General features: G+C 69.4%; 12 protein-coding genes and 1 tRNA gene. 6 read left to right on the forward strand and 7 right to left on the reverse strand.

All coding sequences use genetic code 11. The features are described from left to right. Positions 1-18 precede the first annotated feature (18 nt). From AB0L91_RS07365 to mfd, 5 genes are all read right to left on the reverse strand, one after another. Positions 19-1,791: a serine/threonine-protein kinase gene (locus AB0L91_RS07365; protein WP_365007967.1), complete on the reverse strand. Its 1,773-nt coding sequence runs from the start codon at positions 1,789-1,791 to the stop codon at positions 19-21. Beyond that, positions 1,713-2,288 carry a TerD family protein gene (locus AB0L91_RS07370; protein WP_355273318.1) on the reverse strand — a complete coding sequence of 192 codons (576 nt, stop codon included), beginning with the start codon at positions 2,286-2,288 and terminating at the stop codon, positions 1,713-1,715. Before AB0L91_RS07370 ends, AB0L91_RS07365 begins: the two co-directional genes overlap by 79 nt. A gap of 27 nt (positions 2,289-2,315) precedes the next feature. Then, positions 2,316-2,795: a hypothetical protein gene (locus AB0L91_RS07375; protein ID WP_357342890.1), complete on the reverse strand. Its 480-nt coding sequence runs from the start codon at positions 2,793-2,795 to the stop codon at positions 2,316-2,318. Between the two features lie 157 nt (positions 2,796-2,952). Continuing rightward, a complete protein-coding gene (locus AB0L91_RS07380; RefSeq protein WP_355273323.1) occupies positions 2,953-3,672 on the reverse strand; it encodes a MazG family protein in 720 nt (239 codons plus the stop codon). After that, entirely contained in the window at positions 3,672-7,283 is a 3,612-nt protein-coding gene (gene mfd, locus AB0L91_RS07385; RefSeq protein ID WP_365007972.1) for a transcription-repair coupling factor, read from the reverse strand. The genes AB0L91_RS07380 and mfd overlap by 1 nt, the downstream gene beginning before the upstream one ends. 151 nt (positions 7,284-7,434) lie before the next feature. Here mfd and AB0L91_RS07390 point away from each other — a divergent pair, with 151 nt between their 5' ends. After that, positions 7,435-8,058, forward strand: a complete 624-nt coding sequence (locus AB0L91_RS07390) for a TIGR03085 family metal-binding protein (protein ID WP_365007975.1) — start codon at positions 7,435-7,437, stop codon at positions 8,056-8,058. On the opposite strand, the gene AB0L91_RS07395 is transcribed toward AB0L91_RS07390, so the two are convergent. Both AB0L91_RS07395 and AB0L91_RS07400 read right to left on the reverse strand, forming a co-directional pair. After that, positions 8,055-8,702, reverse strand: coding sequence for a TetR/AcrR family transcriptional regulator (locus AB0L91_RS07395; protein ID WP_365007977.1), 648 nt, complete (start codon positions 8,700-8,702; stop codon positions 8,055-8,057). The two genes, AB0L91_RS07390 and AB0L91_RS07395, sit on opposite strands and share 4 nt — an antisense overlap. Before the next feature lie 170 nt (positions 8,703-8,872). Next, on the reverse strand, positions 8,873-9,499 hold the full coding sequence (locus tag AB0L91_RS07400) for a TetR/AcrR family transcriptional regulator (RefSeq protein WP_218716036.1): 627 nt from the start codon (positions 9,497-9,499) through the stop codon (positions 8,873-8,875). Positions 9,500-9,722: 223 nt separating this feature from the next. Between AB0L91_RS07400 and AB0L91_RS07405 the strand changes: the two genes are divergently transcribed. The 5 genes from AB0L91_RS07405 to AB0L91_RS07425 all read left to right on the forward strand — a co-directional run bounded on the left by AB0L91_RS07405 (position 9,723) and on the right by AB0L91_RS07425 (position 13,988). Continuing rightward, positions 9,723-9,793: transfer RNA gene (locus AB0L91_RS07405), tRNA-Gln, on the forward strand. Between the two features lie 90 nt (positions 9,794-9,883). Further along, positions 9,884-11,374, forward strand: a complete 1,491-nt coding sequence (gene glmU, locus AB0L91_RS07410) for a bifunctional UDP-N-acetylglucosamine diphosphorylase/glucosamine-1-phosphate N-acetyltransferase GlmU (protein WP_365007979.1) — start codon at positions 9,884-9,886, stop codon at positions 11,372-11,374. Beyond that, positions 11,371-12,351, forward strand: a complete 981-nt coding sequence (locus tag AB0L91_RS07415; RefSeq protein ID WP_110039788.1) for a ribose-phosphate diphosphokinase — start codon at positions 11,371-11,373, stop codon at positions 12,349-12,351. Before glmU ends, AB0L91_RS07415 begins: the two co-directional genes overlap by 4 nt. 208 nt (positions 12,352-12,559) lie before the next feature. Further along, positions 12,560-13,318: a hypothetical protein gene (locus tag AB0L91_RS07420; RefSeq protein WP_365007981.1), complete on the forward strand. Its 759-nt coding sequence runs from the start codon at positions 12,560-12,562 to the stop codon at positions 13,316-13,318. 25 nt (positions 13,319-13,343) lie between these two features. Next, entirely contained in the window at positions 13,344-13,988 is a 645-nt protein-coding gene (locus tag AB0L91_RS07425; protein ID WP_365007984.1) for a DUF2461 domain-containing protein, read from the forward strand. Positions 13,989-14,026: the final 38 nt, after the last annotated feature.

The raw sequence follows: 14,026 nt of genomic DNA on the forward strand, positions 1-14,026 counted from the left end.
GGCGGCTGTGCGGCGCTCTCAGGTCAACGGGGTGCCGCGCAACCAGCTGGCCATCGTCTCCGCCCGCTCGTTTCGGTTGGCGAGACTGTTCTGGAACCCGGGTAGCGCGTACATGAGGACGGCCCCCCGGACGGGATCGCCAGGGAATGTCGTGATGAGATTCCCGGTCTCGGCATCGCGCGTGATTTCCGGCCGGAAGAACTGATAGTTGGTCACGGACAGCCCTTCGACCGAATCGGCGAACTTGGTGTTCGCAGGCAATTTGTCGACGACGACCTGAACGTCGGCCGGGGTTCGGTACGACAGCAAGAAGTACGCACAGCAGGGTTTTCCGGTACCGCCCAGGCACCGCCACACCGATACCCAGTCCCCGAAGTCGATACCGTGACCGGACATCGCCTTCGGCACGATCACCTTCGAGCTCGGCTCACACGAGGTACCGAGGTAACCGGCCTTCGAGTTCGCGTCCGCGGGGATCATCCGAGGAAAAGTGTTCCGTAGGAGCTCCACTGTCTGCTGGGCTTCGGCGGTATCCGCCGGAGTAACCGGCTTCGCTGTCGTCGCCGGCTTCGTGGTCGTGGTCGGGGATGCCGCATCGGCGCGCGAATCGGTCTCCAGCAGGCCGACCACAGCAAGACCGGATCCGACACCGAGGACGACGACCCCCGCGACAGCGAGCGCTATCTGCCATCGGCGAACCCTCACCACCCGCTTGGGCTCGCGGGCTGTCGATCGCGGCGTTCGCGGTCTGACCACGGGGTCGGTCGGTGCAGCGGCTCGCGGCAGCCCCTCGATCGTCGCGCGGACAGCCGACCTCGGCACGTCCACGGTGGCGGCGACAGCGGCCGCGAAGTCCCGACAGGACGGGAAGCGCTCCTCCGGTCGCTTGGCCAGCGCACGGCTGAGCACCGCGTCGAGGCCCTGCGGCAAATCGGGTCGACAGGTACTCGGTGTGGGTGGGGCGAGGTGCAGATGGCCGGTGATCGTGGCGACCGGATCACCCGACTCGAAGGGAGTCCGGCCGGTCAGTAGCCGGAACAGCGTGCACGCCAGCGAGTACTGGTCGGCTCTCCCGTCCAACGGCGAACCGACGAGCTGCTCCGGCGAGGCGTAGGCGAGGGTCGCGTTGATCGTCCCGGTCACGGTCAGCTGACTGGCGTCGCTACCCGCGCGAGCGATCCCGAAGTCGGAAAGCAGGGCGCGTTCGACAACGCCATCCAGGGTGGTCAGCAAGATATTGGCCGGTTTGATGTCTCGGTGGAGCACACCCATACCGTGTGCGTAATCGAGCGCGTCAGCGATATCGGAGATGATGCGCGCGGCCCGGTGCAGCGGGAGATCGGGGGCCCGCAGCTTGCTCGCGTCCGTCCCTTCCACGTAGCGCATGCTGATCCACGGCTGTCCGTCCACCGAACCACGATCGAACACGGTGACGATGCCGGGATGGTCCAGCGCCGCGATCAACTCGGCTTCGCGTTCGAACCTGCGCAACGACTCGCTGTCCGCGACGAGATCGCGGGCGAGCAGTTTCAGGGCGACGGTGCGCGGCAGGCGTGGATGCCGCGCGAGATACACCGTGCCCATCCCGCCGCGACCCAGCTCCCGAAGGATCGTGTACCCGGCGAAAACACTGCCCTCTTCCAAGATCCGCCCCTCCCCGCAGCACAAACCGGGCCCACCGAGGTGCGGTGGGCCCGGTCGAAGAGTACCCGTCAGATATTGACGCCGTAGTCCCTGGCGATGCCTGCCAGGCCGGAGGCATAACCCTGGCCGATGGCGCGGAACTTCCACTCGGCGTTGTGGCGGTAGAGCTCGCCGAAGACCATGGCGGTCTCGGTGGAGGCGTCTTCGGAGAGGTCGTAGCGGGCCAGTTCGACGCCGGTGACGGCGTCGGTGACGCGGATGTAGGCGTTGCGGATCTGGCCGAAGGACTGGCCGCGGGCCTGGGCGTCGTGGATCGAGACCGGGAAGAAGATGTTGGTGATCGTCGGCGGGGTGGCCGCCAGGTCGACGTTGATCACCTCGTCGTCGCCGTCGCCGGCACCGGTCAGGTTGTCGCCGGTGTGCTCGATCGTGCCTTCCGGCGAGCGCAGGTTGTTGTAGAAGATGAAGTGCTGGTCGGAGAGCACCTTCAGGTTGGCGCCGGTCGCCAGCGCGCTGGCGTCGAGGTCGTGGTCGGCGCCGGTCGTGGTGCGCACGTCCCAGCCCAGACCCACCGCGACCTTGGTGAGATTGTCGGTCTGCTTCGACAGCGAGACATTGCCGCCCTTGGCGAGTGTGACGCTCATGGAAACCCTTCTATCTGATGATGTGTGTCAGTGCCCGTCCTCGGCCCAGGTCCGCAACGTCTCGACCCGGCCCTCCAGCGCGCGCAGTTCGGAGTCGTCGAGCACGGTGCGCTGGATGCCGCGATCCACCGCGAAGGCCGACTGCCGGTGGTCGTCGATCACCTCGACATCGAGCTGCACGGCGGTGTAGTCCTCGGCCGCCGGCATCTGCTCGGCGATCACCGACGCCCGCCCGCGCGCGCACAGCGCGACATTGCCGCCGCCCAGGATCAGCAGGGCGACCTCCGGCCGCGCCCGCAGCCTGGCCAGCGAGCCGCGATCGGACTTCAGGCTGATCAGGATGCGCCGGTCGCCGGCGCGCACCGGCCACGAGACGGGAATCGCGTGCGGCGCCGGATCGGTCGTGACCAGCACGGCGATCGTCTCCTGCGGCCACACCGGCAACACGTCGAGCTCGGGATGATCGGTCACGTAGTCCTGTTCCGCCGGATCCACTTCTGTTGCCATCTACCTCACCTCGACGATCGTCGGACATCACCGCGCACGCCGCGAACGGCGGGCCACCTCCGAGTCTAAATCGGTGTGCCACTTGCTCGCTGGCTCGCGCCGGATTGTCCGGCAGCTCTCAGCAACGTCTCAGCCGCCACCTGGGCGAACTGTCCGATTAACTGACCGATAACTCTTCCGGCCAGTACGCGCGCCACTCCGCCGCCGTCAGCGCGGCCCGCTCGCCCCGCGCGGCTTCGGCGGCGTCCTCGGCGGCGCGGATCGCGGCGGCGAAATCGATGGTGGCCTTGCGCAGTCGTTCCTCGGCGGAATCGGGGCCGCCGAGCTCGATCACGCGCAGCGCCGCGGGCACCAGATCCTCGGGCAGACCGGCTCTGGCGCTGCGCGCGCGCACCTTTTCGGCCAGGGCGAGCGCGGGCTGGGCCATGGCGATGCCGTCCAGGCAGGACCGCCGCGACTTCTCCGCGGATTTGCGCTCCTCCCAGGCCTTTTCCTGCGCGGCGATCTTGTCGGCCACCGAGGTGCCCGCGGGCAGGTCGGCGTCGATCAGGTGCGGACTGCGGTGCACGAGCTTGCCCACCAGCGTCGCCGCCACCTCGTCGACGGTGAATTCGCCCGCGGCTTCGGCGATCCGGGAGTGGAACAGCACCTGCAGCAGCAGGTCGCCGAGCTCCTCCTTGATCGTCTCGTAGTCGCCCGCCTGGATCGCGTCGAGCAGTTCGTAGGTCTCCTCGAGCAGGTACGGGCGCAGCGAGTCGTGGGTCTGGGTGGTCTCCCAGCCGCCGAAATGCCAGAGCCGGTCCATCACCTCGACCGCGCCCGCCAGCCCGGCCGCTACCACCGCGGTGTCGGCCGCCTCCTGCGCGCCGTCGGCCATCAGACCGGCATCGCTTCGGTCGGCACCGAGAGATCCACCATGCCTTGGGGTTTCCCGTCGAGCGCGAGCAGCAGATCGGCGACGAACTGCAGCACGGCCACATCGCGCACCCGGTCGGCGCCGACGCTGTCGGTGACCCGGGGCAGCGGCAGCTGCACCAGGCCGCTGGCCGCGCGGTAGGTGGCGCTCGGGTAGAGCCGCTTGAGCCGGAGCTGTTTGGAATCGGGCAGCGTCAGCGGGGCGATCTTGAGTGTCGTTCCGGTGACCACGATCTCGGCCACGTCGTAGGCGCGGGCCAGCAGCCGCAGCTTGGCGACCGAGACGAGCCTGCCCACCTCCACCGGCAGCGGGCCGTACCGGTCGACGAGTTCCTCGACCACCGCGGCCAGCGCGGCGTCGTCCTGCGCGGCGGCGAGCTTGCGGTAGGCCTCGAGCCGCAGCCGGTCGCTGGCGACGTAGTCGGGCGGGATGTGCGCGTCCACCGGCAGGTCGATGCGCACCTCCTTGGTCTCCTCGGTGACGATCGGCTTGCCGTCGGCGGCCGCCCGATAGGCCTCGACTGCCTCGCCGACCAGCCGCACGTACAGGTCGAAGCCGACGCCGGCGACATGGCCGGACTGCTCGGCGCCGAGCACGTTGCCGGCGCCGCGGATCTCGAGGTCCTTCATGGCCACGGCCATACCGGCACCCAGGTCCGAGTTCTGCGCGATGGTGGCGAGCCGGTCGTAGGCGGTCTCGGTGAGCGGCTTCTCCGGCGGATACAGGAAGTAGGCGTAGCCGCGTTCACGGGAGCGGCCGACGCGGCCACGCAGCTGGTGCAGCTGCGAGAGGCCGAGCGAGTCGGCGCGTTCCACGATCAGGGTGTTGGCGTTGGAGATGTCGAGGCCGGTCTCGATGATCGTGGTGCAGACCAGCACGTCGTATTCGCGCTGCCAGAAGCCCTGCACGGTGCGCTCGAGCTGGTCCTCGTTCATCTGCCCGTGCGCGACGACCACCCTGGCCTCGGGCACCAGCTCGCGAATCTTCTTGGCCGCCTTGTCGATCGAGGAGACCCGGTTGTGCACGTAGAAGACCTGGCCGTCGCGCATCAGCTCGCGGCGGATGGCGGCGGTGACCTGCTTGTCGTTGTAGGCGCCGACGTAGGTGAGCACCGGGTGCCGTTCCTCGGGCGGGGTGAGGATGGTCGACATCTCGCGGATGCCGGCCAGGCTCATCTCCAGGGTGCGCGGGATCGGCGTGGCCGACATGGTGAGCACGTCGACGTGGGTGCGCAGCGCCTTGATGTGCTCCTTGTGCTCGACGCCGAAGCGCTGTTCCTCGTCGACGATGACCAGGCCGAGGTCCTTCCAGCGCACGCCGGTCTGCAGCAGCCGGTGCGTGCCGACGACGATGTCGACCTCGCCCTCGGCCATTCCGGCCATGACCTCCTTGGACTCGGCCGCGTCGGTGAACCGGGACAGGCCCTTCACCGTCACCGGGAAACCGGCGACGCGCTCGGTGAACGTCTGCAGATGCTGCTGGGCCAGCAGTGTCGTCGGCACCAGCACGACGACCTGCTTGCCGTCCTGGACCGCCTTGAACGCGGCGCGCACCGCGATCTCGGTCTTGCCGTAGCCGACGTCGCCGCACACCACGCGGTCCATCGGGACCGCCTTCTCCATATCGGCCTTGACGTCGGTGATGGCGGTCATCTGGTCGACGGTCTCGGTGAACGCGAACGCGTCCTCCATCTCCTGCTGCCACGGCGTGTCCGGGGCGAAGGCGTGACCCGGCGCGGCCTGCCGGGCCGCGTAGAGCTGCACCAGCTCACCGGCGATCTCGCGAACGGCCTTGCGCGCCTTGCGTTTCGTGTTCGCCCAGTCGGACCCGCCGAGCTTGGACAGGCTGGGCAGTTCGCCGCCGACGTAGCGGGAGAGCTGATCGAGCGATTCCATCGGCACGAACAGCCGGTCGCCGGGCTGACCGCGCTTGCTCGGCGCGTACTCGATGACCAGGTACTCGCGGCGCGCGCCGCCGATGGTGCGCTCGATCATCTCGACGAAGCGGCCGATGCCGTGCTGGTCGTGCACCACCATGTCGCCCGCCGACAGCGCCAGCGGATCGACCTGGTTGCGGCGCTTGGCCGGCAGCCGCTTGCCCTCGGTGGGGGCGGTGACCCGGTTGCCGGTGAGGTCGGACTCGGCGACGACGACCAGCCCGGCGTCGTCGAAGATCAGGCCGTCGTGCAGCGATCCGCAGAGCACCCCGACCACACCCGATTCCGGCACCGCGCCCGCCGCCAGCGCGGCCGCGGGCACCTCGGCGTCGGCGAGGCGTTCCAGGATGCGTTGCGCCGTACCGTGTCCGGTGACCACGACGACGGCGCGGCCGCCGGTGGCGACGTGCGCGCGCAGCGAGGCGAAGATGGTGGCGACCAGTTCCTCGGAACCGCGCGCGGTCGGACCGGCCAGCACGGGCAGGTTCACCTCGACCGGATCGCCGGAGCTGAGCGGGCTCAGCGACCACCACGGCAGCCCGAGTTCGTCGGCGCTGGTGTGCAACTCCGGCAGGGTGCGGTAGCCGGAGGCGGCCAGGTCGAGACCGTGCGCGCCCAGCGGCGCGTCGCTGCCGAACGAGGCGGCGGTCCAGGAGGCTTCGAGGAATTCCTCGCCGGTGCGCACCAGATCGGCGGCGCGGGTACGGATCTTCTCCGGATCGCACAGCAGCAGGTGGGTGCCCGCGGGCAGGGCCTCGGTGAGCAGGCTCAGCTTGCCGGGCGCGAGAACCGGCAGCAGTGCCTCCATACCGTCGACCGGGATGCCCTCGGCGATCTTGTCCAGCATCTCGACCAGGGCGGCGTCGGCGGCGTTGTCGGCCGCGACGGCGGCGGCGCGTTCCCGCACCGGCACGGTGAGCAGCAGTTCCCGGCACGGCGGCGCGACCACGGTGTCGACGGTGTGCTCGCCCAGCGAGCGCTGGTCGGCCACGGAGAACGGGCGCAGCTCGGTGATCTCGTCGCCCCAGAACTCCACGCGCACCGGATGATCGGCGGTCGGCGGGAACAGGTCGAGGATGCCGCCGCGGACGGCGAACTCACCGCGCTTGCCGACCATGTCGACCCGGGTGTAGGCGAATTCGACCAGGCGGGTGAGCAATTCGTCGAAGTCGTAGTCGGCGCCGGTGCGCAGCACGATCGGTTCGATGTCGCCGAGGCCCGCCGTCATCGGCTGCATGAGCGAGCGCACGGTGGTGACCACCACGCGCAGCGGCTCGGGGTAGACCGGGTCGTCGGGGTGGGCCAGCCTGCGCAGCACCTCGAGCCTGCGGCCCACCGTGTCGGGGCCGGGCGAGAGCCGCTCGTGCGGCAGCGTCTCCCAGGACGGGAACATCGCGACCGAGGGACCGAGGATCTCGGCCAGCTCTACGGTGAGGTCGTCGGCCTCGCGGCCGGTGGCGGTGACCACCACCAGCGGCTGCTGGGCCGCGATCGTCGCGGCGACGAACGGTCGCACGGCCGACGGCGCGACCAGCTCCACCCCGGACTTGCCGACCAGGTCGGCAACCGTCCGCAGTGCGGCGTCACCCCCAGCCGCCTCGGCCAGACCGGCGAGCGGAGGACGAAGGGAGGACATGAACGCTCCTGAATACGCAGACGGGATGTTCCGGGTCGAGTCTAATCACCGGCCCCGACACGATCGGCGCACACCTCCTGACCGGCCCGGGTGCGCGCGGGCGCCACCTCCGGCGCGGCGTCGTCGGCCGGGCGCGCGTACCGTCGAGACCGTGAGTCTGGCTCAACGCGAACGCCACGCCCTGGTGGCGACAATGATCGAGGCGGGGCCGTCGGCGCCCACCCTGTGCGGTACGTGGACGGTGCACGATCTCGCCGCCCACCTGGTGGTCCGGGAGCGCAGGCCCGACGCCTCCCTCGGCATCCTGGTCAAGCCGCTGGCCGGGTACCTGGACGCGGCCCAGGACAAGATCGCCCAGCGGCCGTTCGCCGAACTGGCCGAGCTGGTGCGCACCGGACCGCCGTGGTGGTCGCCGCTCAAGCCGGTCGACGCCTACGCCAACCTCACCGAGATGTTCGTCCACCACGAGGACGTCCGCCGGGCCGAACCCGGTTGGACGCCACGGGAATTGGCGGCCGCCGACGAGAAGCGGCTGTGGTCGGCGCTGCGCATGGTGGCGCGCACGGCCTACCGCAAGTCGCCGGTCGCCGTGGTGCTCGCGACGCCGGACGGCGACCGGGTGACCGCGCACCGTGCCGCGGGCCCGGAGGTCGTGCTCACCGGCAAGCCGTCGGAGCTGCTGCTGCACGCGTTCGGGCGCAACGAGGTCAGGATCGAGACCACGGGCACCGAGGACGACGTGCGCGCGGTGCTCGCCACCGACCGCAGCGTCTAGAGCACGTAGCGACGCAGACGGCGGGCGGCGAACTCGCGGAAGTAGGACAGCTTCTCCGCGGGCACGATCGAGGGCAGCAGGAAGTACCAGGCGCGTTCCATCCTGGACGCCATCTGATCCATCGACTCGGTGCCGACCGCGACGATGTGCACGCCCGCCGTCAGCTCGTGCAGCAGCAGCCCGACCACCTCGGGATCGAGCTCGGCGTGCAGATCGCCCTGGGCGATCGCCCGCTCGGCCAGCACCCGGTACGTCTCACTCCACACCTTGGCGATGTTGTCGCCCTGGGCGCCGCGATAGTCACCGATCTGGTGGGTGAGCTTGAGCATCGCCCCGACCATCGGATCGTTCATCGACAGGTCGGCCACCACGTAGGTGATACCGATGCACGCCTCCAGCGCGGGCACCCGGGAATCGAAGAATCCCTGGCACGAACCGACCAGGCGCTCGTTGCCCTGGTCGACCACCGCCCTGGCCAGCTCCTCCTTGGAGCCGAAGTGAAAGTACAAGGCGCCCTTGGTCACATTGGACTGCGCGATGATTTCGCTGAGGCTCGCGTTGGCGTAGCCCAAACGGAGAAAGACATCGGCAGCGCCAGCAAGGACGGAGTCGCGGGTGATCTCCGCGCGCGCTTGCCTAGCCATCAGATCCGCCTGTCATCCAATAATCCAGCCATCCTGAAGTAGACCGACATCCCGAAGTTTGATCGACTTACCGCCCGGCAGCACCCAAAAGGATGGGTGAACCGTACCACCAGGCGGCTACGCGGCAGCCGAATCCTGGATTCGCTCTAGCCGCGGGCGCTATCGTCCGGTTACCCCGCCGATCCGCCTGCCTGTCCCGTATTCCATTCGGAGCTGAGCCCCGGTTCGGCTTCCAAGTGGCTCAATCCGTTCCAGCACAGGTTGACCAGATGCGCCGCGACCACTTCTTTCGACGGCGTGCGTTCGTCGAGCCACCAGGTCGCCGCGGTGGAGACCATGCCGACGAGCGCCTGCGCGTAGAGCGGGGCCAGGCTCGGGTCCAGATCGCGGCGCGCGAAGTCACCGGCGAGCAGGTGCGCGACCTGGTTGACGGCCTCGTTGAGCAGGCTCGAGTAGCGGCCGTCGGCGTTCACGGCCGGCTGGTCGCGCACCAGGATCCGGAAGCCGTCGGTGCGCTCCTCGATGTAGGCCAGCAGGGCCAGCGCCACCTGTTCGAGCCGGACCCGGGAGCGGTTCTGGGTGAGCGAGGAGGTGATCATGTCCAGCAGCATCGACATCTCGCGGTCGACCACGACCGCGTAGAGCCCCTCCTTGCCGCCGAAGTGCTCGTAGACGACCGGCTTGGACACCTGGGCGCGCTGCGCGATCTCCTCGATCGATGTCGCGTCATATCCCCGTTCGGCGAACAACGCGCGACCGATCTCGATCAGCTGCTGCCGCCGTTGCGTTCCGGTCATCCTCGGTCTGGTAGGACGCCCCGACTCCGTCGACGACATGCTCCCCCGCCTCTCCGTGATTTCGGCTCACGAGATCTGTACGTGCGTTCCAGAAGGCTAACAACGGGCCGGGCGGGTGCTCGCGACAGGCGTACACAAGATTCGCCGGGTGGCGGGATCATGTGCGAGGATCATGCCGTGCCGTAGCACAGTGGTGGGCTCTCACGGCCCACTGGTGTGGCGATCCGCCGTAGTGTAATGGCAGCACCTCTGATTTTGGTTCAGATAGTTCAGGTTCGAGTCCTGGCGGCGGAGCACACGGACACAGTGACGTATCGTCGGCCCGCACCATCACCGACCGAACCCGCCACAGCACACTCGCTGACAGGCAGCCGAGGGAGATCCATGCCACCGCAGACCGCCGTCGTCGTTCTCGCCGCTGGTGCCGGGACGCGAATGCGGTCGAAGACTCCGAAAGTGCTGCACCCATTGGCCGGTCGGTCGATGCTCTCGCACGCGCTGCACGCCGCCGCCGAGATCGACCCGACCCATCTGATCACCGTGGTCGGCCACGACCGCGACAAGGTCGGCGCCGCCGTCGCCGAGGTGGGCAAGGAACTCGGCCGCGAGATCGTCTGCGCGGTGCAAGAGGAGCAGCTCGGTACCGGCCACGCGGTGCAGTGCGCGCTGGACTCGGTGCCTGCGGACTTCGACGGCGACCTGCTCGTCACCTCGGCCGACGTCCCGCTGCTGGACGGGCACACCCTCGCCGCGCTGCTCGACGAGCACCGCAGCTACACCGAACGCCCGGCGGTCACCGTGCTGACCTTCGTCCCCGACGACGCCAACGGCTACGGCCGGATCGTGCGCGATGTCGACGGCCAGGTCGCCGAGATCGTCGAGCACGCCGACGCCACCCCGGCACAGGCCGCGATCAAAGAGGTCAACTCCGGCGTCTACGCCTTCGACGCCTCGGTGCTGCGCACCATGATCGGACGGCTGTCCACCGCCAACGCCCAGCACGAGCTGTACCTCACCGACGTGCTGCGGCTGGCCCGCGAGGCCGGGCATCCGGTGCACGGCGCGCGCCTGGTCGATTCCAACAAGGTGACCGGCGTCAACGACCGCGTGCAGCTCTCGCAGGCGGGCGCCACCCTCAACCGGTACATCCTCGAACGGCACATGCGGGCCGGCGTGACGATCATCGATCCGGCCACGACCTGGGTCGACGCGAGCGTGCGGATCGGGCGCGACGCCGTGCTGCGGCCGGGCACCCAGCTCTTCGGCGAGACCCACATCGGCGAGGACGCCGAGATCGGGCCGGACACCACGCTGACCGACGTCGTCGTCGGCGTCGGCGCGAGCGTCGTGCGCACCCACGGCGAGCGCGCCGAGATCGGCGACAGCGCGACCATCGGCCCGTACAGCTACCTGCGGCCGGGCACCGTCGTCGGCGAGCAGGGCAAGCTGGGCGCCTTCGTCGAAACCAAGAACGCCTCGATCGGAGCGCACTCGAAGGTGCCGCACCTGACCTACGTCGGCGACGCGACCATCGGCGAGTACAGCAACATCGGCGCTTCCAGCGTTTTCGTGAACTATGACGGTGTCAACAAGCACCACACTGTGGTCGGCTCCCATGTGCGGACCGGTAGCGACACGATGTTCATCGCCCCGGTCACCGTGGGTGACGGCGCCTATACGGGTGCGGGTACTGTGCTGCGTAGAAGCGTTCCACCGGGGGCACTGGCCGTGTCGGGTGGACCACAGCGCATCATTGAGAACTGGGTGCAGCGTTACCGTCCAGGAACCGCTGCGGCGCGCGCGGCGGCGGATGCCATCGCGGCAAACGAGACGTCTGATCAGACAATCGAGCAAAAGGATGGCAACCAGCAGTGACCGCGTTCTCGATCGACAACCAGAAGAACTTGATGCTCTTCGCCGGCCGGTCACATCCTGAGCTGGCCGAGCAGGTCGCCAAGGAGCTGGACGTCGACATCACGCCGCAGACCGCGCGCGATTTCGCCAACGGCGAGATCTTCGTTCGGTTCGAGGAGTCGGTGCGCGGTTCCGACGCCTTCGTGCTGCAGAGCTTCCCGGCACCGCTGAACCAGTGGCTGATGGAACAGCTCATCATGATCGACGCGCTCAAGCGCGGCTCGGCCAAGCGGATCACCGCGGTGCTGCCGTTCTACCCGTACGCGCGCCAGGACAAGAAGCACCGCGGCCGCGAGCCGATCTCGGCCCGCCTCGTCGCCGACCTGCTCAAGACCGCGGGCGCCGACCGCATCATCACCGTCGACCTGCACACCGACCAGATCCAGGGCTTCTTCGACGGCCCCGTCGATCACATGCACGCGCTGGTGCAGCTCTCGGAGTACATCCGCACCAACTACCCGTCGGACAACCTGGCCGTGGTCTCGCCCGACGCGGGCCGCGTGAAGGTCGCCGAGAAGTGGGCCGACTCGCTCGGCGGCACCCCGCTGGCGTTCATCCACAAGACCCGCGACCCGCTGGTCCCCAACCAGGTGAAGTCCAACCGCGTCGTCGGTGACGTCGAGGGCCGCACCTGCGTGCTGATCGACGACATGATCGACACCGGTGGCACCATCGCCGGCGCGGTCAAGGTGCTCAAGGAAGCGGGCGCGGGCGACGTCATCATCGCCGCCACCCACGGCGTGCTGAGCGACCCGGCCGCCGAGCGCCTGGCCAACTGCGGTGCCAGGGAAGTGGTCATCACCAACACCCTGCCGATCAGCGAGGAGAAGAAGTTCCCCACGCTGACCGTGCTGTCGATCGCGCCGCTGCTGGCGCGCACCATCCGCGAGGTCTTCGAGAACGGCTCGGTCACCGGCCTCTTCAACGGCAACGCCTAACCGCCTCTCCGCGATTCTTGGCCAGACCCAGGTGCGGAGTGAGTTGGGGGCGCGGCAAGCCTTCCTGGGTGGAGGGTTCGCTCGTGCCCGGTGAGTTACCCATGTTCTGACGTGATCAGTCGGCGCGCTTCGTCTTCGGACGTGGCGCGCTGACTGGTTTCGAGGCATGGTGGTGCTGTCGTAGTTCGGGACGTGGCAGGGGGGTTACATGAGTAGCGAGCCGGAGCGGCGGGTCGAGCTGGGCAAGGATCGGGTGGTGCCTCGGGTGCAGGATGCGCCTGCGCCTACCGAGCGGATGTGGACCGACGGCTTGCCGCCCGCCGAGTTGCCGCTGCCCGCGCCCGCCGCGCCACCGCCACCGCCCGCGCCGCCTGTGCCGCAGGCCGCGCCCGCTGCGCCGCCGCCCGTGTCCGCCGTGCCGCAGGCCGCGCCTGCCGTGCCGCCGCCGGTGGCCGCCGTGCCGCAGGCCGAGGCGCCGTGGGCCGGGGTCGAGCGGGCCGCGCCGCCGGTCGAACCGCCGCCGCCCGCCGTGCCGCAGGCCCAGGCGCCGTGGGCCGGTGTGGAGCGGGCCGCGCCACCAGCCGAGTTACCGCCGTATCCGGCGCCGCCACCGGTCGTCGGGCCGATGTTCCCGCGTCCGGCGTATCCGCCCGCCGTGGGGTATCCGGGGTATGCCCCGCCTGCCTACGGGCCGCCGCAGCCGCTGGCGCCGCGCTACGGCTATGTCGACAGCACGCCCATCTGGTCGATCATCAGTTTCTGCTGTGTGGCCGCCTCGGTGCTGGGCGGGCTGATGCTGTGTGGGCTGCCGGTGCTGGTCACCGCGCCGACCGGGATCGTGCTCGGGGTCGTCGGCCACGCCAAGGGCGAGCAGATGGGCAAGTGGGCGGCGATCGCCAACGGTGCGGTCGCCGCGCTCGCGGTGCTGCTGTTCGTGCTGTTCGTCGCGGCGATCGGCGGCGCCTGACCGGCGCGGACGATACTGGTACACCATGGACGCTTTCACTGGTTTTCCGCTGGCGGCCCTCGACTTCTACGAGGACCTGGAAGCCGACAACTCCAAGGCCTTCTGGACCGCGCACAAGCGCACCTATGACGAGTCGGTGCGCGCCCCGATCACGGCGCTGACCGCCGAACTCGAGGCCGAGTTCGGGCCCGCCAAGATCTTCCGGCCCTATCGCGACGTCCGGTTCTCCGCCGACAAGGTGCCCTACAAGAACCATCAGGGCGCGGTCGCGGCCACCGCGCCCGGCGTCGGCTGGTACGTCCAGATCGGCGCGGCGGGGCTGTTCGTTGCGGGCGGCTGCTACATGATGTCGCCCGCCGCCCTGGCCACCCTGCGGGCCACCATCGACGACGACGTGCGCGGCGCCGAACTCGAGGCGATCCTGGCCGCGGCCACCGCGGCGGGCTTCACCATCGGCGGCGACCGCCTCAAGACCAAGCCCAAGGGCTACTCCGCCGACCACCCCCGGATCGAACTGCTGCGGCACAAGTCGCTCACCGCGCACCGCGAGTTCGGCGCGCCCGACTGGCTGAGCACCCCGGCGGCGGCCACCGAGATCCGGCGCGCGTGGACCGAGCTGCGGCCACTGGTCGAGTGGTTCACCGGCGTCTTCGAGGGCGTCGCCCACTGACCCGGCGGGCGTGGCAGCGGTGACGGACGCCGACCGGA

Source organism: Nocardia sp. NPDC051833, assembly GCF_040681225.1.
GTDB lineage: Bacteria > Actinomycetota > Actinomycetes > Mycobacteriales > Mycobacteriaceae > Nocardia.

What these genes read in the sequence shown, in the direction of transcription:
- AB0L91_RS07370 (WP_355273318.1), bottom strand. Translation starts at nt 2,288, where the DNA reads ATGAGCGTCACACTCGCCAAGGGCGGCAATGTCTCGCTGTCGAAGCAG.
- AB0L91_RS07375 (WP_357342890.1), bottom strand. Translation starts at nt 2,795, where the DNA reads ATGGCAACAGAAGTGGATCCGGCGGAACAGGACTACGTGACCGATCAT.
- AB0L91_RS07380 (WP_355273323.1), bottom strand. Translation starts at nt 3,672, where the DNA reads ATGGCCGACGGCGCGCAGGAGGCGGCCGACACCGCGGTGGTAGCGGCC.
- mfd (WP_365007972.1), bottom strand. Translation starts at nt 7,283, where the DNA reads ATGTCCTCCCTTCGTCCTCCGCTCGCCGGTCTGGCCGAGGCGGCTGGG.
- AB0L91_RS07395 (WP_365007977.1), bottom strand. Translation starts at nt 8,702, where the DNA reads ATGGCTAGGCAAGCGCGCGCGGAGATCACCCGCGACTCCGTCCTTGCT.
- AB0L91_RS07400 (WP_218716036.1), bottom strand. Translation starts at nt 9,499, where the DNA reads ATGACCGGAACGCAACGGCGGCAGCAGCTGATCGAGATCGGTCGCGCG.
- glmU (WP_365007979.1), top strand. Translation starts at nt 9,884, where the DNA reads ATGCCACCGCAGACCGCCGTCGTCGTTCTCGCCGCTGGTGCCGGGACG.
- AB0L91_RS07420 (WP_365007981.1), top strand. Translation starts at nt 12,560, where the DNA reads ATGAGTAGCGAGCCGGAGCGGCGGGTCGAGCTGGGCAAGGATCGGGTG.
- AB0L91_RS07425 (WP_365007984.1), top strand. Translation starts at nt 13,344, where the DNA reads ATGGACGCTTTCACTGGTTTTCCGCTGGCGGCCCTCGACTTCTACGAG.